Below are 19,612 nucleotides of genomic sequence, written 5' to 3'. Positions count from 1 at the left end.
ACTCTGTTAACTCATACGAAGCAGTGAATCTGAAGATTTATCCATTTCTTCAGCTGTGCTCATCATCTTGACTTGCATTTCAAACTGACGTTGTAAGTCAATCAATGCGGTCATTTCACCTACGGCATTCACGTTACTGCCTTCTATCGCTCCCGTCTGGAGGCTAACAGTCGCGTCTGCTTCGTAAGGTTGGTTTGGAGTTTTATGGCGAAATAAGCCATTGGTGTCTTTAAACAAGCTTTGGTCATTAGGCTTAACAAGCTTAATGCGATCAACCGCTTGGAATTCTTCTGCCGGGGCACCTTGAGGAAGCACAGAGATGGTGCCATCCCGACCGATTTCAATTTTGGAGAGAGGAATAGGCAAAGTAATCGGCGCATCGTTTTCACCCAGCACCAAATGACCACTTGCGTTGGTAAGCATGCCATTTTGATCGACTTTTAGGTTGCCGTTACGAGTCAACCCTTCTTTCCCTGTGTGATCGAGTACCGATATCCAGCCGCTGCCTTCAATCGTCACATCCAGATCACGCCCTGTTGTAATCACGCTACCTTGAGCAAAGTTATGCCCTGGACGCTCTGTCATGCTGAACACACGTGAAGGATGGCCTTCACCATAAGCCTGCATTGAGCGAGCCTGTGCTAAATCAGCCCGAAATCCGGTCGTGCTTACGTTAGCCAAGTTATTAGCGCGCAATTGCAGTGCCTGCATATTTTGCTTGGCGCCACTCATTGCGAGAAACAGTGCGCGATCCATAAATTACTCCAAAAAATCTCTCTGTACACGGAGTAAAAGCAATAGTTATGCCAAAATAAAAATAGACTTACTAATCAATATCTTGAATTAATAACAAACTATTAAAAGAGGTCAATAGAGGCAGAAAACTGTAACGAGAGGCAAGGTTTTGATCCATACGGCGGCAACAGCGGCAAATCGTAGATCAAAGCATGCTTAGCCTGAGTGAGGTGTATTCAGGCTAAGCATCAGATGAATGTCATGATGAAAGTGAACAAAGCGGTAATTACTAAGAAGCAATCACACGCCATTGCTTACTCAAGCAGAGTATCGAATGACCCAGCTAGTGCTCTAGCGGATCTGTAAGATATTCTGTTGTAGTTGGTTGTGTACTTCTAGCGAACGTGAGTTTGCTTGGAAGTTACGCTGAGCAGAGATCAGGTCCACCAACTCCTGAGTCATATCAATGTTTGATTGCTCTAGCATACCGTTGTTGATGGTGCCGAAAGAGCCTTTATTTGATTCACCCCAGATCTTGTCACCAGAGAACTGCGTTGAATCCCATTGAGTGCCGCCTTTCTTATCCAGACCTTGCTCGTTTGGAACACGTACGAGAGCAACACGACCCAATGTAACGTTTTCACCGTTTGAGTAAGTTCCCAATACGCTGCCGTTTTCATCGAAGTCAACTTTGGTTAGGAAGCCCGTTGTTGCACCGTCTTCGTCAAACTTAGTCAGTTCGAACGGAGCCGCAAACTGTGTTGCTGAGCCTAAGCCGAAGTTAAGCGTCTGCGCAGGATCGGCACCATTCATATCGACTGGTGTCGTGTTCGTCGCCGGATCACCCAGAGCCACAGAAGTGATTGGCTGACCATTGTTCAAGCTCGCCAACGTACCATCGTTGTTGAACTTCATGGTATGCCCCACATGACCTGTTGGCGTTTGCGCATCACCAGCCGCAACATTTAAAGGCTTTTCACCTTCTTTATCTGTCACGGTGTAGTAAGTGTTCCATGTATTTGGCTGAGTCTGATCTTTCAAGTAATACGTCGTTAGCTTGTAAGACTGACCCATCGAGTCATAAATTGTCGAAGAGGTTGAACGGTTGTATGTATCTGGGTCTGAAAAATCAAACTGCGTTGGATCTTTCAAATCGCCGTTCGCTGGCAAGTTCACACCCACTTCAATGTTTGCTGTTTGTTTTGGCTTACCAAATTCAGCAGGAATATTGATGGGTTGTGGCTCGTATGAAGAAACCTCACCAGAGCTTGGGTCCACTTGGTAACCTAATAAGAACTCATCGTTCGCGGTCACCATGTAGTTTTCTTTATTTAAGTGAAATGCACCATTACGTGTCAGTTCATTCTGTTGTGGAGTTAGACGCTCTTTCGCTACAGCGAAAAAACCTGTCCCCGAAACACGCAAATCCATTGGGTTGTTGGTGTAAATGCTAGAGCCTTCATGGAACTGCTGTGCCACTTGGCTTGCTTGCGCACCACCACCCGGTGTGGTTTTTGCGTTAGTAAATAAAGAGTTAGAGTAGACATCAGCAAACTCAGCACGGGACTCTTTAAAGCCGTAAGTGTTGGCGTTCGCAATGTTGTTACTGGTGGTGTTCAAATCCAGTTGGGCGGCGGACAAACCGCTTAAAGATACATATGACATTCCAAAATCTCCTAATCTAGCGAGCTATGACTACGCTTTGCCGACTTCCAATACTTCTGCAAGTCGAACTGGCGATTCAAAACCAGCCAGATTGAGTAATACGTTTCCGTCACCTTTGCCAAGCAATACGCTGTTTACGTTGGCATACGTCGATACTGGGAACTCTTGCGACTCCCCTTCAACTAAGCCAGACGCTTTCACTTTGTATTTGCCAGCTGGCAGTGGATTTCCGCTTTCATCTTTACCGTCCCAAAGCACACGCGTGTCGCCGGCTGGTTTCGCCCCTACCTCAAAGGTACGAACCAGTTGGCCAGCTTCATCCTCTACACGAACAAACAGATTATCGATAGATTGTGAAAGCTTAACCATTGCCGCCATTGGTGCGTCGTCCTGCTTCACACCTGCTGCTCCTGGGACCAATACGTCACGCCCTACCAAAGAGGAAGCTTGTAACGCTTGATTTGATGTCATTGACGAATTCAAACTCTCAAACTGAGTGTTCATCTTGCCAATGCCATCAACGGTCGCAAATGAAGCCATTTGCGCAATCATCTGGTCATTACTTACCGGCTTAAAAGGGTCTTGCTGAGACAGTTGCTTCGTGAGCAATGATAAGAAGTCTTCCTGTTTTAGGTCCTGCTTACCCGTGCTCTCTTCCGCTTTCTTGTTACTCTCTTGTAGACTTTTAAGCTGGTCGATATAGGACAAGCCGCTTTGACCAACGTTGTTAATTCCGGCCATACGCTACCCCCTTATCCTTATTGACCCATCTGCAGCGTACGCAGCAGCATTTGTTTACTAGAATCAGCGACCTGTACATTAGTTTGGTATGCACGAGAAGCTGAAATCATGTTTGCCATTTCTTCCATTACATTGACGTTAGGCTTGTAAATGTAGCCTTCTTCGTTTGCAAGGGGATGGTCTGGGTTGTACTCCGCACTCAGCGGTTTATCACTTTCTACAATACCCATCACTTTCACTGGCACCGCATCACCGCCACGCATGGCGTTACTTAACTCTGCACCAAACACTGCATGACGCGCTTTGTAAGTGTCTTTCGCAGAGCTGCTGACACTGTCGGCGTTTGCCAAGTTGCTTGAGGTAGTATTCAGACGAACGGATTCAGCGCTCATTGCGGAACCTGTCACATTGAAAACGTTAAATAAGCTCATCTAAATTATTCCCCTTTGATTGCTTTGGTTAAGTTCTTGAATTTGCTGCCTAGAAAGTCGAGTGATGCTTGGTGTCTGATTTGGTTTTGCATAAACAAGTTACGCTCTAAATCCAAGTCTACCGTGTTGCCATCTCCCGTATCTGGTTGCGTAGGAAGACGATATAACTTGTCCCCAACCAACGTTGTAGTGGCAGGAATATGCCGACCATCTGTGCGACTAAGACCAATGCTTGCCCCAGATGTTGCCGCTTGCAATTCCTTCGCAAAGTCTAAACCTCTTGCTTTGTAACCAGGCGTGTTGGCTTGTGCGATATTGGTGGAAATCACCTCTGCATTGCGCTCACGTACGCCCACCGTGTGCTGGTGGATGCCTAGTGCATTGTCAAAAGATATAGCCATGTTTGCCTCTACAATTAAGAACTGACCGTGATTGATAACCAAAAAGCAATTAGCATGCCAAAACCTAAAGCATTACACCAACCTAGTGGTTACCGTGAATTGAAATAGCAATAAGTGAGCCAAAGTAACTGGAATGTCATGTCGTATCACTTTGTTCACTTAATAAAGATACACCGTGTTGAGGGCACAAGGCAAAAACGCGCTTCAACTAATTGAGTGATACATGAAACGCTCGGCGCAGAAAGGTAACAAACAAAAAAGCCTGACACGAAGTCAGGCTTTTCTATCAATGAAGAGATACCGCTATTTAAGCTTGTAAATGATGCCCGGATTACAGCGCACCATTTCAAATTTATCAGTCAGACCAGTTAGCGACTCTGATGCCCCTAACAGCAAGTAGCCACCAGGGTTTAAACTGCTCGCCATTTGGTTAAGCACTTTAGACTTCATTTCTGGAGAAAAGTAAATCAATACGTTACGACAGAAAATGATGTCGAACTTACCCATCAGTGCGTAACTGTCCATCAAGTTTTGTGGACGAAAGTTCACCAAACGCTTGACGTTATCTTTGACTTTCATGCGACCACCGTCCGCATTTTCAAAGAAGGTGCGACGACGTTCTGGTGAAAGCCCGCGACCCAAAGCCAAGTTGTCGTACACCCCTGCACGACACATCTCGAGCATACTTGCCGAAATATCTGTGGCTGTAATGGACACGTTTGGTAACAAGCCCGGCTTGCGCTGTTGCGTTTCCAGGATCGTCATTGCAATAGAATACGGTTCTTGGCCCGATGAACTGGCAGCAGACCAGATCTTAATTGGGCGCTTGCTTGCCGCTACTTCTGGCAATAATTTGTCAGCTAAAACCGTGAACGGATAAGTATCTCGAAACCACAAGGTTTCGTTAGTCGTCATCGCATCCACAGCGGCGACTCGTAATTCTCGATTACGCCCTGTAACAACATCACGTAGCAAATCTGATAACGATGCGAGCTTAAACTTCGTCACTAAAGGACTCAGTCGGCTACGCACGAGGTATTGCTTGCTATCACCTAACACGATGCCACATTGCGATTCTAGAAAACGGCTAAAGTCACGATACTCTTGATCACTGATTGTAATAGCAGTCATTAATGTCTCTTTTATTGTGTTAATGCAGATTTAACCGCGTTACCCAACTCATCTGGGTTAAATTTCGCAATGAAGGTGTTGGCACCTACACGCTCAACCATAGCTTGGTTGAATACACCACTTAATGAAGAATGGAGGATAACATAAAGGTCTTTCAAATCGGCATGTCTGCGAATTTCAGCCGTTAAGGTATAGCCGTCCATTTCTGGCATTTCAATATCGGAAATAACCAACGAAATTTGATCGTAGATATTGCCTTCTTGAGCCATTTCAATCAACTTATTGTACGCTTCTTTGCCGTCTTTGACAGATACGACCTCAAAACCGATGGATGTAATCGCACGCTCTACCTGTTTACGCGCGACCGTCGAGTCATCAGCAATCAGTATGCGGCGTACAATAGGCTTTTCTTGTTCTGCTTGTGCGATTTCTTCGCCAATAGCGGAATCCATCGTTTCATCAACTGGCGCAATTTCTGCCAGGATTTTTTCAACGTCAAGGATTTCAACCAGCTCATTGTCAATGTTTGTCACGGCAGTCAAGTAGTGCGCTTTACCTGCGCCGTCTGGCGGTGGCAAAATCGCTTCCCAATGCATATTGATAATACGCTCAACCGATGATACCAAAAATGCTTGGATCGTACGGTTAAATTCTGCAATAACAACAAAACATTTATCTAAATCAGTGGTTGGGCGGCCACCAATTGCCAGGCTCAAATCAATAACGGACACGGTATGGCCGCGGATATGAGCGATACCTTTAACCAGAGGGTGTAGATTTGGCATTGAAGTCAGCTTAGGGCACTGTAGTACTTCTTTCACTTTGAATACGTTAATGCCGTAGCGCTGTCGGCCCATCAGTCGAAAGGTCAATAATTCCAATCGGTTCTGACCGACGAGTTGCGTACGCTGATTCACCGAGTCAAGAATCCCCGTCATATGCTCATCTCCATCTCAAACTTTTTGTTTTTAAATGATACTCTACCACTGGCAAGCACGATACCAGGGAGACAGTATGGCGTATTTCACTTTCACTTCGACACCATTGACTATGACAATATGTAGAGCGCTAATTACAAAGTACGCTAAGTCTATCGGCATTTTGCTCAGTATGTTTAGCTTTTTTGTTCATTCAGCTTCAGATAATCAGATCGAGCAAATAAAAACAGCAGCAGAACAACATATTCTTGCTACGGTTGATCAGCCTGATGGTGGCGAGCTATCTGTTAATGCGGCAGAGATCGACTCGAGAATAAAAGCAACGGATTGCCCTGTTCCGTTAGATACATCTGCCTCTTCCACCAGCAGCACGAGAAGTAACATCAATGTGTTAGTGGAATGCCAACCGGATGACTGGAAAGTCTATGTCCCTGTGAGGATCTCGGTATCAGTACCAATGATCGTCGCGACACGAACATTAGGGAGAGGAGAAATCGTCAGCGCATCGGATGTTACCACTTCCATGATCGAGCTACAGCGCTTTCGTAAAGATGGATTTTCTAGCTACGATCAAGTGGTTGGGGCAAAGCTAAAGCGTAATGTTCGTTTAGGCGATGTCGTAGAGAGAAATGATGTTTGTGTGGTATGCCGAAATGAAAAGGTCATTATCAAAGCGGTGAATTCTGGCATGACGATCACAACGCAAGGCACAGCATTGCAGGATGGCTCAGCTGGCGATCAAGTAAGAGTGAAAAATGATAAGTCACAACGTATAATAGAAGGCATAGTGACTGACATTGCGGAAATCACTGTTAATTTTTAATACCCACTGGTAGCGTGTTTAAACTGATCAATAAAAATGCAAAAAATGACTAAAGTTATTTTTGCGCTGGTCGATAGTCTGGATACCAGTATTACGATACAAGGCAAAGGTTAAACATGGCAGGTATAGATAATATACGTTCAGGGCAAATGATGACGACAACAAGTCGCGCACCTGCACGTAACGATTCCAATGCTACCAGCACGACAGAATCAAAAAAGGCGCCAGCGCAACAAGACGCAGTGTCACTCAGCCAGCAAAGTAAAGCCGTCAGTAAACTCCAGAAGGATATGGCAGCTTCTCCGGCATATGACAGCGCCAAAGTTGCAGCAATCAAAGAAGCTATCACTAACGGTTCATACAAAGTCGATCCTGAAAAATTGGCTGACAACATGATTAAGTTTGAAAACGAATTGCAAGGCAAAAGCTAACTGACTTAGGCCGAAGGTAAGTATTTTATGGCAGCATTAGTCGATCTCGTTAATTTCCAGCTAGAAAATGCTAAGGCACTTTCCGCTGTTTTACGCCAAGAAACACAAGCAATAACGGTGCGTGTCTCTACCGAGATTGAGAACATTGCCAAACAGAAGATGACGCTCATTGATCAGCTCAGAACAACTGATCAGCGAATCGCCTCTCACCCGCACGTCAATCAACTTACTGAAGATGAGCACCTAAGTCAGGTTGTTACTCAGATCCAATCGATCGTCCTCGACTGTCAACAAGTTAACCAAGTAAATGGCGAATCGCTTAGTCGCGCACAGCTGAGCTTCAATAAACTCAACAACATGCTTCAGCGAACTCATGGCAAAGTTGGCATGACCTACAATGCGGGCGGAAAAACCCACACCATCTCGACGCTTGGCACCAATATAAAAGCTTAAACGTCACTCCTACCCTCAATTTCCGCGCTCACGTAGATATAAAAAAGCGACTCATTGTTACCAATCAGCCGCTCAAAAAGATTATCTGTCTAGTGAAATGGTTTAAAACAAGGTTTGCTGACGCTTCTCAGGCACCTGCTGAACTTCTCCATAATCACGTAGCTTATCCATCTTACGGATATCCAGACGCAGCTCAGTCACATAACTGTCTTCAACAAGATAACTACGCACAACTTCTGCACCACGAATTACACCATCGACGGCACCAGTGGTGCTTTCAATACCCAAACGTTGGTCTTGCAGCTCTGCTCGTCCACTAACACGCATGCCATAAACTTGCTCTGCTAGCTCACGATAAGCATCAATTTTTGATGCGCGCATTGCTCGTACACGCTTTTCTTCTACTGTGCGGCCTGTTTGCTCACTGACGCTGGCGTAACCCACCGCCACTAAGATTTCATCTTGACGCATCTGTTGTAATGGCTGACACCCCACCAATATCAGTGTGGCAACAATAAATAATAACTTCTTCATGCTTCTATCCTATGGACGGAGAATCACAGTGTACGGCTGACGAATGGTAGGGTCAGAACGAATCAACACACCATCTTGTGTGCGGATGCTATTTAACGTATCTAAGTCACGCCCAATACGGTCAGCCGGAAGGAAACCTTGCGCTGTCGCTACAACTACACGGCTTTGCATGCCAACCACGCGTGCATTGACAAGCACTCCTCCCTCTTGGCGCAGCATTGTTCCGGTCAGTACATACTGAATTTGCTGCTCTTGAGCTAAATCTTGCCAATCACGACTTAAAGCAAAATCGCCCTGCTGCGTCACTTGAATAGAGCCCGTAGTTTTGAAATCAACCACTTTAAACCCTCGGCGCTGAAACTGATGGATAAAACCTTCAGAGACCGAGTTACCTAACCAGTTTGTTGCATCCATATTTTGTAGATCAACAAACGAGGTAATCGCAATCGGTGTCCGCGCTGATACTGCCACATTAGAAACCATCAGGTCTTCTGTCATGCTCTCAATGAAAAAGTCCATCGTATGACGCGGACTATCCATCAGCATGAACTGGCTTCCCGAGTACGGTTCTTTACCATTGTAAATCGGTGAGTACGCGCACGATGTCAGAAGCGTCATCATCGATGCGGCGACAAGCCACTTTTTCATGGTTTGATTCTCCAGATAATCTTAGGTGATACCGTTCTTTATTAATTCCTTTCCAAGAAAATGAATATTGGAACAGTCTTTGCTTTTCTTTGTTTGCCTAACGAAGAAAAACCCACCAAACTTCACTGAATTTGTTAAAGCAATATTTATACCCGAACGGTTGTAACCAATGAAAAAAATATTAAACAGTCTGTTTTCAATCACTTTAGTGATGCTTGTGCCTTTTAAGGTAATGGCATCTTGGTATGAAGTCACAGGCGTTGCCACCATCGTTTCTTCAGAAGAGACGGCAAGGCTCCATGCGTTGGAAGACGCGCTGTTCAAAGCCGTCAATTTTTCGGGCGCAGATATTGGCAGTATTAGCAACTTGATGCCGCTATTAGAAGAAAGCCGCAACGAATACCAGTTTACCAATCATGAAGTCCGTTACATTTTGGTCGAGTCTGAACGCAAACGTCGCGGTAAAGTCGAGGTAAAAATCCGCGTTGATATTTATCCATCGGCAACGGGTTGCCACACCGATCAATACAAAAAGACAATGCTGGTCGGCAATATTGAGGTCGCATCACCACAACAAGCAGTGATGGGACAAATTTATCAAGTTGGTGACGATTTTAGCCACGTAGTGAACCGTCAACTTGATCAAACCTCACGCAGCTTTGTGTCTGTTGGTACAACGGACTACTCAATAAGCAGCAACTATCCTGCTCGCACTCAAATGATCGCGCAAGACAATGGCGCACAATACATCATTGGAGGGGTCATCACCGATCTCACTGCAACGGTCGAATCTCAACTATTGCAAGATGACATCATCAATCGTCAGTTTGCGTTAGAAATGAAAGTATTTGATGGTAAAACTGGCCATGAAATCTTCAACAAAGCCTACCGTGAGGTCGCGCGTTGGCCATTTGCTAAGACGAGTCAAGTGGACACTCGTAGTGCACGTTTTTGGGCATCGACCTATGGCGAGATGATGCTTCGCGTTAGTCGCAATATTATGTTGGATCTGGAGTCGGAGCTATCTTGCAAAATTACATTGCCAGAGGTTGTGGCAGTCTTCGGTAATACCGTAACGATGGATCTCGGCCGTATGCACGGCGTAAAAGAGGGAGACAAATTGCAGCTTTGGCACACCGCGTCGTTTATCGACCAAAATGGATTGCCAAGAAACAAAGTCTCGCAAAGCGAAATTACATTAACGGTATCACGCATATACGAACACGAAGCCGAGCTGACGATTGATCAGCCAAATTTAGCATCTAGCGTTCAAATTGGCGACGTAATGAACAAGATCCTATAAAAGCAAACATTAAGTCTTGAGATATGCTCACTTTTGAATATCATAGGCAGCGCATCTTATTTGATTATACCAATGACCGTAGCGAATCGTTCAACGTGATGCTGATACAGATCTGGTAGATTGCTAGATTTGAACTCAGTAAAACAGTGCAATGAACTGCAACTATTGGTATTACGCCCCCATGGCACAGCTGGATAGCGCAGTCCCCTCCTAAGGGACAGGTCGTAGGTTCGAATCCTACTGGGGGCGCCATATCATAGCCTTAGCTCCCACTTGAGCTAAGGCTTTTTTGTATCTTCAATTTCAAGCCTCGCATTGCTCCCCCTAGTACATCGTGTTAGATAATCTTCCCAGTAATCAATATGATCGGATCGGGTGTTTCGGTTACGAGATAAAACCTTCTACTGATCTGACTTCTTCCCCTTGAAATCATTTCAACAAGCCCTATTTACAGTTTTGTATTTTATTACTTTAATTATCTATGAGTTTTGCTTACCCTTTTAGCTATTAATAAAATTATTAGTTAGCACTATGTCTAAGAGCAATTTAATAACTAACACTGGACACCGCTTTATTTCTAAAGGCAAGACAGCCTTTAAGATACATATCCATACCCCCGAGGATACGGTACTACACCGCTCGGTAGGATTTGTTCGTATTGGAGAAAAGAAAGGCTTACAAAAAGCCATTAAGCTGAGAAACGAGTTAGGCCGGCAAATGTGGGGCAAATTCTGGCGACGTCTTTTGAAAGACCCTTACCTAATGACCAGGCTTCCACATAGCGTTGAGCCTAAAATCGTTCACAAGCCTAACCCTACTCTTGAAAACCCTGACAACCGAGATACGTGTTACATCGCCAAGTGGCGAGAGTTCAATGATGACGGTGAGTATAAATATAAAACGGTGGTTCGCTCTATTAGTAAGTACGGCAAACTTGCCGCCTACATGCAAACCAAAAAAGCGTTGTTAGAAGCACATAAAGATAACTTGGAGATCCTGACATTCATGGGGCGTTTAAACAGCATTGATCTTAAATAATACCTGGCCACTTTGAACATTTCAGTCAGTTTTTAAAGAGAAATAAAAAGCCCCAAAGAGCGAACTCTTTGGGGCTTTCAGCTTCAGTCTTCTATACTACGGTCGAATAGGAGCTTATTGCTGAACTTGGTATTCAAATTCTGGAACAACGACTTCTACGCGACGGTTTTGTTGACGACCTTCACGAGTGTCGTTTGAAGCGATTGGGTTGTTTTCACCTTCGCCACGAGCTTGGATACGTGATGAATCAATACCTTTTTCAACGAGTGCGTTAGCAACAGACTCAGCGCGTTTCTCAGAAACTTTTAGGTTGTAAGCTGCTGGGCCAGACGTATCTGTGTAACCTACAACTTCAACGTTCGCTTGTGGGTGCTCGTTTAGGAAAGCAACTAGGTTATCAAGTTTTGCAGCGCTCTCTGGTTTTAGAGTTGTGCTGTTTAGATCGAAGCTACCTGTACCAATTGTTTGAGTTTCGAATGTTTTCGTAACTACAACTGGCTCTTCTACCACTTCTTCTACAACCACTTCTTCAACAACAACTGGCTCTTCTACGATTACTGGCTCATCGTTGCCGCCGAATTTGAAAGAAACACCTAGTGTTGCAGTGTTACCTGTCGCACGAGTTACATCGTTGCTGATGTCAGTCAGTGTTTGGTATTCCGCACGAGCTGTTACGTTTTGGCTTAGGTTGAATTCAAGACCAGCTGCGCCTAGGTAAGAGTAATCATCTTTGCCATCAAACATTACGTAAGCGCCACCCACTTTACCGTAAAGTGCGATGTCTTCAGTGATTGGTAGGCTAAATTTAGGAGCAAGAGTGATCGCTTCTACGTGGCCACCGAAAGAAGTTTGGTTAAAATCACCGATGTTGTCGAAACCCGCTTCTACTGCGAAGTATTTATTCATTTCGTAACCAACAAAAGCGCCAAGAGTAGAATCGTCTTTGTCACAAGCCTGGCCCGCTACACACGCGTCTTCCATCCATGACTTACCCATCTTACCACCAACGTATACTTCTGCTTGTGCTGCTGAAGCCATAAGTAGAGACGCTGAAATTACCGCTGCTAATTTTTTCATTATTGATTCCTCTAAAGAAGTTCTTTTGTTAGATGCCGAAATGCGCCGTCTGACTGACGTTGTATTTCAATTCTTTTTATTCATTCCTTGAGTGAGATACTTAGTCAGCTTCTTTTTATGCACATGCATTTTTTTTATGGAAGCAACTTACGTACATTTCCTGTTCAGTGATACATATCGCCATCTCGGTATCGCTGACGGGATGAACTATAACGCTAAGAAATCGCGAGAAAAATCCCAATTCTGTCAATTTATTGTCATCAAAAATCTCGACAACATGTGATCTTAAGCAAAAAAATCCCCACGCAATCACCACGCAAACGTTTGCTTTAATTTTTGGAACAACAGAGCTAAAGCAAAGGTTTTTCTTAAAAATGAGACAAACAAAATGGAACTTTAAGGAACATGGATAAAAATCAATCAGATATTTGATATATAATCGCTCGTTTTTTATTCACGCCAACGATGTTTGGATTAAAAAATCTTATCCATATTGAGGTAAATTACAGGTGAAACCATCTCTTCATTCACCAATATGAGAGAAAGTTTCTCGTTACCTAAATTGAAGATACAAAAAAGCCGCGGTTGCTCACCGCGGCTTTGTGACTATTTATTCAAAAGAACGTTCAGTTCAAAGCAATTATGCGTTTGCTTCACGCTCAGCAATGAACTCAAGCGCCATCTTAATGCGAGCAATACAACGCTCTTTTCCAACCAGCTCCATTACTGCATCGACAGAAGGAGACTGACCGCCGCCTGTTACAGCAACACGTAATGGCATACCGATTTTGCCCATGCCGATTTCCAACTCTTCACATACTGCTGCGATAACGCCATCTTTGATGTTCGCTGTCGTCCACTCAGCTAGTGCTTCCACTTTCGCTAATGCAAGTTCTAGAGGCTCTTTAGCCACGCCACGTAGGTGTTTCTTCGCTGCGCCCGCTTCAAACTCAGAGAAATCTTCATAGAAGTAACGGATTTGCTCAGCTAGCTCAACTAGTGTGTTGCAACGCTCACCCACTAGCTTGATCACGTCAGTGATAGCAGGACCATTCGTTACGTCTAGTTTTTGTTGATCTAGATGCCATTGTAGATGCTCAGCAACGTACGCAGGATCTGAGTTCTTGATGTAGTGGTTGTTCAACCATTGCAGTTTGTCAGTGTTAAAAGCTGACGCTGACTTAGATACTGCGTTTAGGCTAAATAGATTGATCATCTCTTCTTGAGAGAAGATTTCTTGGTCACCATGAGACCAACCAAGGCGCACTAGGTAGTTGTTTAGTGCCGCAGGCAGGTAGCCCATATCGCGGTATTGCATGACTGATACAGCGCCGTGACGTTTAGACAGTTTCGCGCCGTCATCACCCAGGATCATTGCACAGTGTGCAAATGTAGGTACTGGCGCACCTAGTGCTTCGTAGATGTTGATTTGACGAGGCGTGTTGTTGATGTGGTCTTCGCCACGAACAACGTGAGTGATACCCATGTCCCAGTCATCCACTACTACACAGAAGTTGTAAGTAGGTGAACCGTCTGTACGACGAATGATTAGGTCATCCATTTGATCGTTGCGGATTTCAATGCGACCACGGATTTGATCATCAAATACTACGCTGCCTTCTTTCGGGTTACGGAAACGGATAACACATGGATCGCCATCTTTTGCCGCTTCGTTTGCTGCTTTGATTTTTGGATGGTTAGCATCGTAGCGAGGCATTTCTTTATTTGCTTCTTGCTCTGCACGGATTTCATCTAGCAGCTCTTTAGACGCGTAACATTTGTAAGCTTTGTCTTCTGCAAGAAGCTTATCAACCATTTCGTTGTAACGGTCAAAACGTTGAGTTTGGTAGTAAGGACCTTCATCCCACTCCAAGCCTAGCCATTCCATGCCTTCAAGAATTGCATCAACCGCTTCCTGAGAGTTACGCTCAAGGTCTGTATCTTCGATACGTAGAACGAATTCACCACCTTGGTTTTTAGCGTATAGCCAAGAGTAAAGTGCAGTACGCGCACCACCAACGTGTAGATAGCCAGTTGGGCTAGGAGCAAAACGAGTTTTAACCGTCATTTGAGTTCCTTAGGGGTAATGAGCAACGAGAGATCTCTCGTTGTAATGTCAAGGATAAAAGTGGCGACATTTTACCACCGTAAGTCAATTCTACAATCGGTTTGACAACAGAAATAAAAACAGGGCAGAACCAAAAAGGCACAGCCCTGCTATTTACTGTTAAAGCACGAGACGAAATTACTTCAGGTTACGCATTGCCCATTGCATAAATTCTTGCTGCTCTTCACGGCTCAATTCATTAAACGATGCTTTGATTGTTTTGGTTTCCGCTGGAGAAGACGCAATGCTTGCCTTAGTCGATTCTTTATTCATTGCGTTATTATAGTCGGCAACTTCTCGTTCGTAATCACGAAAACCTTGCAAACCACCTTTACGAAGTTGAACCATAGAGAATGCCACTTCTTTTCCTTTTTTGTCTTTCAATACCACTTTAGGATCGAGTTCGAAGGCTCTCGCCTCTTCAATAGTACGGAATGTTTGATAAGCCAGAGAAAGCTCGGTGTCTTTTTCTGCATCAAACTCTAATACCAGCGGCTGCGAATCGAATTTACGGCGCTTTCCATCTTCAAATACGATTTGTCCAACCGTTACCGCTAATTGGTTTTCCCCATCCTTTAACTCGATGCTGTTGTTCTTGGATATCCACTCAGGGTAGACGAACTCGCCGTTGAGAACGCGAGGGACTAATTCAGATTGCAGAGTGAGTTGAGCAGCAAAAGCTGGCGCCGAAAGCATTGCGCAAAGTCCGAGAAGTGTCGTTGTTTTTTTCATCATGGTTTCTCACTTTATACCAATTTAGATAAGCCTCTAAAACTTACAGGCCAGTCATTTCAAAGGCTTATTTGAATAAGTATCAAGATAAAAAGGGCGTTTCCGCCCTTTTAGCTGCTTCTTTAGTTAGAAGTAGTATTCAACACCTACAGAGAACTCGTCGTAGTCAGCAGACTTCCAACGTGCTTCTGTTGGTTTATCTAATTGAGACGCACCGTCGCCAAAGTCTAGAGTACGAGCACGTACGTACAGCACTGCCGATGGGTCTACGAAATACATAACTTGTGCTGATAACACATCGTCCGCTGTATCGTTAATTTTCTTACCATCACGCTCTAGATCAAAGTTAGCGGCATAAGCCAGTTTGTATTGCCAATCACCCGTGGTGTACATGATAGCGGCAGACATTGCATCTTGCTTTTCACTCACACCATTGCTTGCGTCCGCTTCCATGTATTTGTATTGCGCAAAGAAAGAGATCCCGTTATCAAACCAGCCTTGTGCCCCTACCAAGTACGTGTTGTTTTCCCACGTTTGGCTTTCCATCTTGATATTACGGTTACCTTCATATGCCGCATCTAACTGGATAGGACCAATTTTGTAGTGTGCTGCGATACCACCCCAGTAGTCATCCCCTTCACCTAGACCTGCTTTATCACCTGCACCAGCTGCGATATCTAGGGAGAATTTGTCAGCAAACATTGGAGAGTCCCAGCGGATAGTGTTTGATTGACGGTCTTGGTACTTGGCGCCACCAATAGCACCACCCCAGTCGTATACATCGCCGAGACCAGGGTTAGATGCTGGCCAGTCAACCAATTCGTACATAGGTGTCAAAACGCGACCCAGGCGAATTTGCCCCCAAGATGCACTTTCAAAACCGACGAATGTGTCACGTTCACCAAGACCTGCGCCCTCGCCACCAAAGCTAGGGTCTACATAACCGCCTTCGATTTGCCAAATAAAAGTAGGGTCGAAGTTAGCAAATTGTTTTTTACCACGGAAACCAATACGAGATTCGTTGTTTAGCTGCATGCCACCCAAATCATCGTCCGTTGCTTTGCTGCCAGAATCGTAATCGCGGTACGCGGCCTGCATCGCGATGATCCCGTAAACTTCATAAGAAAATGAATCCTTGGTTAGAAACTCTTTTGCTGCGTCACTGTTTGCACCATCAGCAAATGCAGCACCACTGAACATCATGCCGGTAATTGCCGTGGCAAGTAGGCTTTTCTTTAGGTAAGACATTATAAACCCCTATATTTTTAGTTTTTTCCATTTTCAAATTCACTAACTAGGACATGGCAGGAACTTGAAACAGTGTTTGGACGGGGCAAATATGACAAACTTTTTTCGCACTAAAAAACTTTCTCTACAGCAATCTGAGCGACTTCAAAATGAGAAAATCAAAAATAAAATAAATCAATAAAAAACAATTGTTTAACATCAAATATAAAAAATAAAAAACGTTAAAAGTACGTTTTGACACTGAACTGACATTGAGAGCATCTAAAAAACGTGAGCGACTTCATTCATCTTTTAGGTGTTTTAACGGAACTTTATATTCAAAGAGAAAAAACCTTGAGATCACTCGCAAGTAAAATGACCGTGCACTTGTGGGATTCGAGAGATTTTGACGAAATTGTTGTGAGTAGCAAATGGGTATTGACCTTACCCTTACAGGAAGGTTTAAGCTCATAGCATCACTACTATTGAGGTGCAGATTATGTATCAGTTAGTTATACCTTTATCAGGGCTCAACTGCATGGGCTGTGCGAGAAAAGTTGAGAATGCTTTACATGCGAATCACGATGTGGAGATCCTCAATTTGTCCCCGACGCAAGTAGAGGTCAAAACCGAGTCTTCTCTTAAAGAGCTCGTCTCGTCGATTGAATCTCTTGGTTACCAAGCAGGAAATCACTACGAGCTAAACCTTTCAGGCTTAAGCTGTGGCGGTTGCGTCAAAAAACTTTCATCTTTATTAGAATCTAATCAAGACGTTATTTCTTTTGAGGCTTCAACAACGCACTTAGAGATTCGTACCCTCCTCTCCGAGCAACAAGTGATCGACTTAATAGCAACACTCGGCTATACCGCCAACCTTGATTCTGTTGAAGTAGAGAACGAAAGCTCACCAGAGACTGAACAGGTAGAAAAGCAAAGCAATATTAAAGATACGCAGGTGCCACCAGCGAGTATTCAATTGCAAATGCTGATTCAAGGCATGACGTGTGCGAGTTGCGTATCTTCAGTAGAGAAAGCACTTACTAACGTAGAAGGCGTTGAGAAGGCACAAGTCAACCTTGCAGAACAAAGCGCACTAGTATTCGCAAGCCAAGACTCTGATGACCTCCTTAACGCAATTGTTGAATCGGTAAAACAAGCCGGTTACCAAGCAGAGATCCTACAAGACGCCGCAACCCAGCAAGAAAAGCAAGCACAGCAACAACGTCAGCAACAAAAACGCTTTAAACTGGATGCTATTGCTGGCCTTGTCGTCGGTGCCCCTTTAATGATTTGGGGCGTTGCTGGCGGCAATATGATGATTCGCAACACCAACGACCAATTAGCTTGGGGCGCGATCGGTATCGTATGTTTACTCCTTCTTGCCACAGCAGGGAAACACTTCTTCAGTAACGCTTGGTTAGCAGCTACTCACAAGCGCGCCACCATGGACACGTTAGTCGCGCTCGGTACTGGCGCAGCGTGGTTCTATTCGATGCTTGTGGTGATTTTCCCAGACTGGTTCCCTCTTGCTTCACGCCACGTGTACTTTGAAGCGAGTGCAATGATCATCGGCTTAATTTCTCTTGGTCACTATATAGAAGCAAAAGCCAAAGCAAACACAACACGTTCCTTACAAGCGTTGATTAACCTGCAACCTCAGCAAGCTACGGTAATTACGGAACAAGGCGACCAAAAAATCGCGGTTGAGCAAATCACGTTAGGCATGAAACTGCGTATCAAACCAGGCGAGAAAGTGCCTGTTGATGGTGTTGTGATTCAAGGTGAATCATACATTGATGAGTCGATGCTCACTGGTGAACCAGTACCAGTGTTAAAAGCGCAAGAGGCTCAAGTGTCTGCTGGGACATTAAATACCGATGGTGGATTAGTCATTGAGGCAACGGGCATTGGCGCAAATACCATGCTGGCTCGTATCATCCGCATGGTGCGCACAGCGCAAAGCAGTAAGCCAGCCATCGCGAAACTGGCAGACCAGATTTCATCGGTGTTTGTCCCTGTCGTTGTTGGCATAGCAATACTGGCCGCGCTCGTTTGGTTTGCCGTTGGCCCAGAGCCAAAAGCGAGTTATATGCTGGTGGTCACCACAACCGTCCTGATCATCGCCTGCCCTTGCGCTCTAGGCTTAGCAACCCCGCTTTCTGTCACGGTGGGAGTGGGTAAAGCCGCAGAGCTCGGCATTCTGATCAAAGACGCCGACGCCCTGCAATTGGCAAGCAAAGTCGACACGGTTGTGTTCGACAAAACTGGCACGCTTACCCAAGGTAAACCTAGCGTTCAGCAAGTGTTTACTCACGCCACCAGCCAAGAAGATCTATTGGCTTTAGCGTATGCGGCAGAGCGTCAGTCTGAGCACCCACTGGCAAAAGCGGTATGTGATTACGCCAAACGACACGACGCAAAGGATGTCTCATTAGACAAGTTTGAGAACGTTCGCGGGCGCGGCATTTGGGCGACGTATCAAGATAAACCGCTACTCATTGGTTCGCTTCAATTTATGCAAGCAGAGAACGTCGAGACCAGCGCACTAAAACCTGCCATCGATGAATGCGCAAAAAATGCGTGGACTCCGGTAGCTGTGGCATTGAACGGCGAACTGATCGGTCTGATCGCCATTGCCGACCCGATCAAATCAGATGCGAAGCAAGCGCTCTCTGCATTAAAATCGCAAGGCATCAAAACGGTAATGCTGACGGGCGATAACCAACACGTTGCCAATGCTATCGGCCAAGAACTTGGTATTGATGAAGTGATTGCCCAAGTAATGCCAGATGAGAAAGCTCAGCACATTGAGCAACTTCAATCTCAAGGACATGTCGTGGCAATGGTGGGGGATGGCATTAACGACGCCCCTGCTCTCGCGTTATCCAACCTAGGTATTGCCATGGGTAGCGGCAGTGATGTCGCCATTGAAAGTTCGCAAATGACCATCCTGAACACGTCACCAATGGCGGTAGTACATGCGATTGAACTCTCTCGCGCTACACTTAAAAACATGAAGCAAAACCTATTTGGTGCCTTTGTTTACAACTCGTTGGGTATTCCAGTTGCCGCTGGCGTGCTTTACCCAGCGTTTGGATTTTTGCTCAGTCCTGTTGTCGCAGGAGCGGCAATGGCACTGTCTTCAATTACTGTCGTTAGTAATGCAAATCGACTACGACTGTTTTCAGTAAAGTAAC

The 19,612-nt window shown here is 45.0% G+C and carries 19 protein-coding genes and 1 tRNA gene; 7 read left to right on the top strand and 13 right to left on the bottom strand.

Features of this window, described 5'->3' with window-relative positions:
• Positions 1–6 precede the first annotated feature (6 nt).
• The 7 genes from flgF to R7O13_RS22315 form a co-directional block, all read right to left on the bottom strand.
• On the bottom strand, positions 7–756 hold the full coding sequence (gene flgF, locus R7O13_RS22345; RefSeq protein WP_005382031.1) for a flagellar basal-body rod protein FlgF: 750 nt from the start codon (positions 754–756) through the stop codon (positions 7–9).
• 330 nt (positions 757–1,086) lie between these two features.
• Positions 1,087–2,400, bottom strand: coding sequence for a flagellar hook protein FlgE (gene flgE / locus R7O13_RS22340; protein WP_005382030.1), 1,314 nt, complete (start codon positions 2,398–2,400; stop codon positions 1,087–1,089).
• 30 nt (positions 2,401–2,430) lie between these two features.
• Positions 2,431–3,141, bottom strand: coding sequence for a flagellar hook assembly protein FlgD (gene flgD / locus R7O13_RS22335; protein ID WP_005382029.1), 711 nt, complete (start codon positions 3,139–3,141; stop codon positions 2,431–2,433).
• Positions 3,142–3,158: 17 nt separating this feature from the next.
• Positions 3,159–3,572 (bottom strand): flagellar basal body rod protein FlgC, encoded by a 414-nt coding sequence (flgC, locus tag R7O13_RS22330; RefSeq protein ID WP_154204780.1) that lies wholly within the window; start codon positions 3,570–3,572, stop codon positions 3,159–3,161.
• Positions 3,573–3,577: 5 nt separating this feature from the next.
• Positions 3,578–3,973 (bottom strand): flagellar basal body rod protein FlgB, encoded by a 396-nt coding sequence (flgB, locus tag R7O13_RS22325; protein WP_005382026.1) that lies wholly within the window; start codon positions 3,971–3,973, stop codon positions 3,578–3,580.
• 303 nt (positions 3,974–4,276) lie between these two features.
• On the bottom strand, positions 4,277–5,104 hold the full coding sequence (locus R7O13_RS22320) for a CheR family methyltransferase (protein ID WP_005382024.1): 828 nt from the start codon (positions 5,102–5,104) through the stop codon (positions 4,277–4,279).
• A gap of 11 nt (positions 5,105–5,115) precedes the next feature.
• Positions 5,116–6,042: a chemotaxis protein CheV gene (locus tag R7O13_RS22315; RefSeq protein WP_005382022.1), complete on the bottom strand. Its 927-nt coding sequence runs from the start codon at positions 6,040–6,042 to the stop codon at positions 5,116–5,118.
• Between the two features lie 76 nt (positions 6,043–6,118).
• Between R7O13_RS22315 and flgA the strand changes: the two genes are divergently transcribed.
• From flgA to R7O13_RS22300, 3 genes are all read left to right on the top strand, one after another.
• Positions 6,119–6,865: a flagellar basal body P-ring formation chaperone FlgA gene (gene flgA / locus R7O13_RS22310; protein WP_005382020.1), complete on the top strand. Its 747-nt coding sequence runs from the start codon at positions 6,119–6,121 to the stop codon at positions 6,863–6,865.
• Positions 6,866–6,981: 116 nt separating this feature from the next.
• Positions 6,982–7,296 (top strand): flagellar biosynthesis anti-sigma factor FlgM, encoded by a 315-nt coding sequence (gene flgM / locus R7O13_RS22305; RefSeq protein ID WP_005382018.1) that lies wholly within the window; start codon positions 6,982–6,984, stop codon positions 7,294–7,296.
• Between the two features lie 27 nt (positions 7,297–7,323).
• A complete protein-coding gene (locus R7O13_RS22300; RefSeq protein WP_154204781.1) occupies positions 7,324–7,749 on the top strand; it encodes a flagella synthesis protein FlgN in 426 nt (141 codons plus the stop codon).
• A 102-nt stretch (positions 7,750–7,851) separates the two neighbouring features.
• Here the strand turns inward: R7O13_RS22300 and flgP are convergent, their stop codons facing one another.
• Both flgP and R7O13_RS22290 read right to left on the bottom strand, forming a co-directional pair.
• The gene (gene flgP / locus R7O13_RS22295; RefSeq protein ID WP_005382014.1) at positions 7,852–8,283 is read right to left on the bottom strand and encodes a flagellar assembly lipoprotein FlgP; all 432 of its coding nucleotides are present in this window, start codon (positions 8,281–8,283) and stop codon (positions 7,852–7,854) included.
• 9 nt (positions 8,284–8,292) lie between these two features.
• On the bottom strand, positions 8,293–8,931 hold the full coding sequence (locus R7O13_RS22290) for a FlgO family outer membrane protein (protein ID WP_005382013.1): 639 nt from the start codon (positions 8,929–8,931) through the stop codon (positions 8,293–8,295).
• A 169-nt stretch (positions 8,932–9,100) separates the two neighbouring features.
• On the opposite strand from R7O13_RS22290, the gene R7O13_RS22285 reads away from it, so the two are divergent.
• The 3 genes from R7O13_RS22285 to R7O13_RS22275 all read left to right on the top strand — a co-directional run bounded on the left by R7O13_RS22285 (position 9,101) and on the right by R7O13_RS22275 (position 11,272).
• A complete protein-coding gene (locus R7O13_RS22285; protein WP_005382012.1) occupies positions 9,101–10,234 on the top strand; it encodes a flagellar assembly protein FlgT in 1,134 nt (377 codons plus the stop codon).
• Between the two features lie 175 nt (positions 10,235–10,409).
• Positions 10,410–10,486 (top strand) — tRNA-Arg (locus R7O13_RS22280).
• A gap of 279 nt (positions 10,487–10,765) precedes the next feature.
• Positions 10,766–11,272, top strand: a complete 507-nt coding sequence (locus R7O13_RS22275; protein ID WP_005382011.1) for a hypothetical protein — start codon at positions 10,766–10,768, stop codon at positions 11,270–11,272.
• Between the two features lie 114 nt (positions 11,273–11,386).
• Here the strand turns inward: R7O13_RS22275 and R7O13_RS22270 are convergent, their stop codons facing one another.
• From R7O13_RS22270 to chiP, 4 genes are all read right to left on the bottom strand, one after another.
• Positions 11,387–12,349 carry an OmpA family protein gene (locus tag R7O13_RS22270; RefSeq protein WP_005382010.1) on the bottom strand — a complete coding sequence of 321 codons (963 nt, stop codon included), beginning with the start codon at positions 12,347–12,349 and terminating at the stop codon, positions 11,387–11,389.
• 640 nt (positions 12,350–12,989) lie between these two features.
• Positions 12,990–14,417: a glutamate--tRNA ligase gene (gltX, locus tag R7O13_RS22265; RefSeq protein WP_262639580.1), complete on the bottom strand. Its 1,428-nt coding sequence runs from the start codon at positions 14,415–14,417 to the stop codon at positions 12,990–12,992.
• A 177-nt stretch (positions 14,418–14,594) separates the two neighbouring features.
• Positions 14,595–15,191 (bottom strand): DUF2057 domain-containing protein, encoded by a 597-nt coding sequence (locus tag R7O13_RS22260; protein ID WP_318304720.1) that lies wholly within the window; start codon positions 15,189–15,191, stop codon positions 14,595–14,597.
• A 123-nt stretch (positions 15,192–15,314) separates the two neighbouring features.
• A complete protein-coding gene (gene chiP, locus R7O13_RS22255; RefSeq protein WP_005382007.1) occupies positions 15,315–16,436 on the bottom strand; it encodes a chitoporin in 1,122 nt (373 codons plus the stop codon).
• 478 nt (positions 16,437–16,914) lie between these two features.
• Here chiP and R7O13_RS22250 point away from each other — a divergent pair, with 478 nt between their 5' ends.
• Complete coding sequence (locus R7O13_RS22250; protein ID WP_239945421.1) at positions 16,915–19,611, top strand: heavy metal translocating P-type ATPase; 2,697 nt, start codon at positions 16,915–16,917, stop codon at positions 19,609–19,611.
• Position 19,612 lies beyond the last annotated feature (1 nt).

This window comes from Vibrio sp. Y176 (assembly GCF_033438945.1).
Note: the sequence above shows the minus strand (reverse complement) of the source record. Positions and strands in the feature narration are given on the sequence as shown.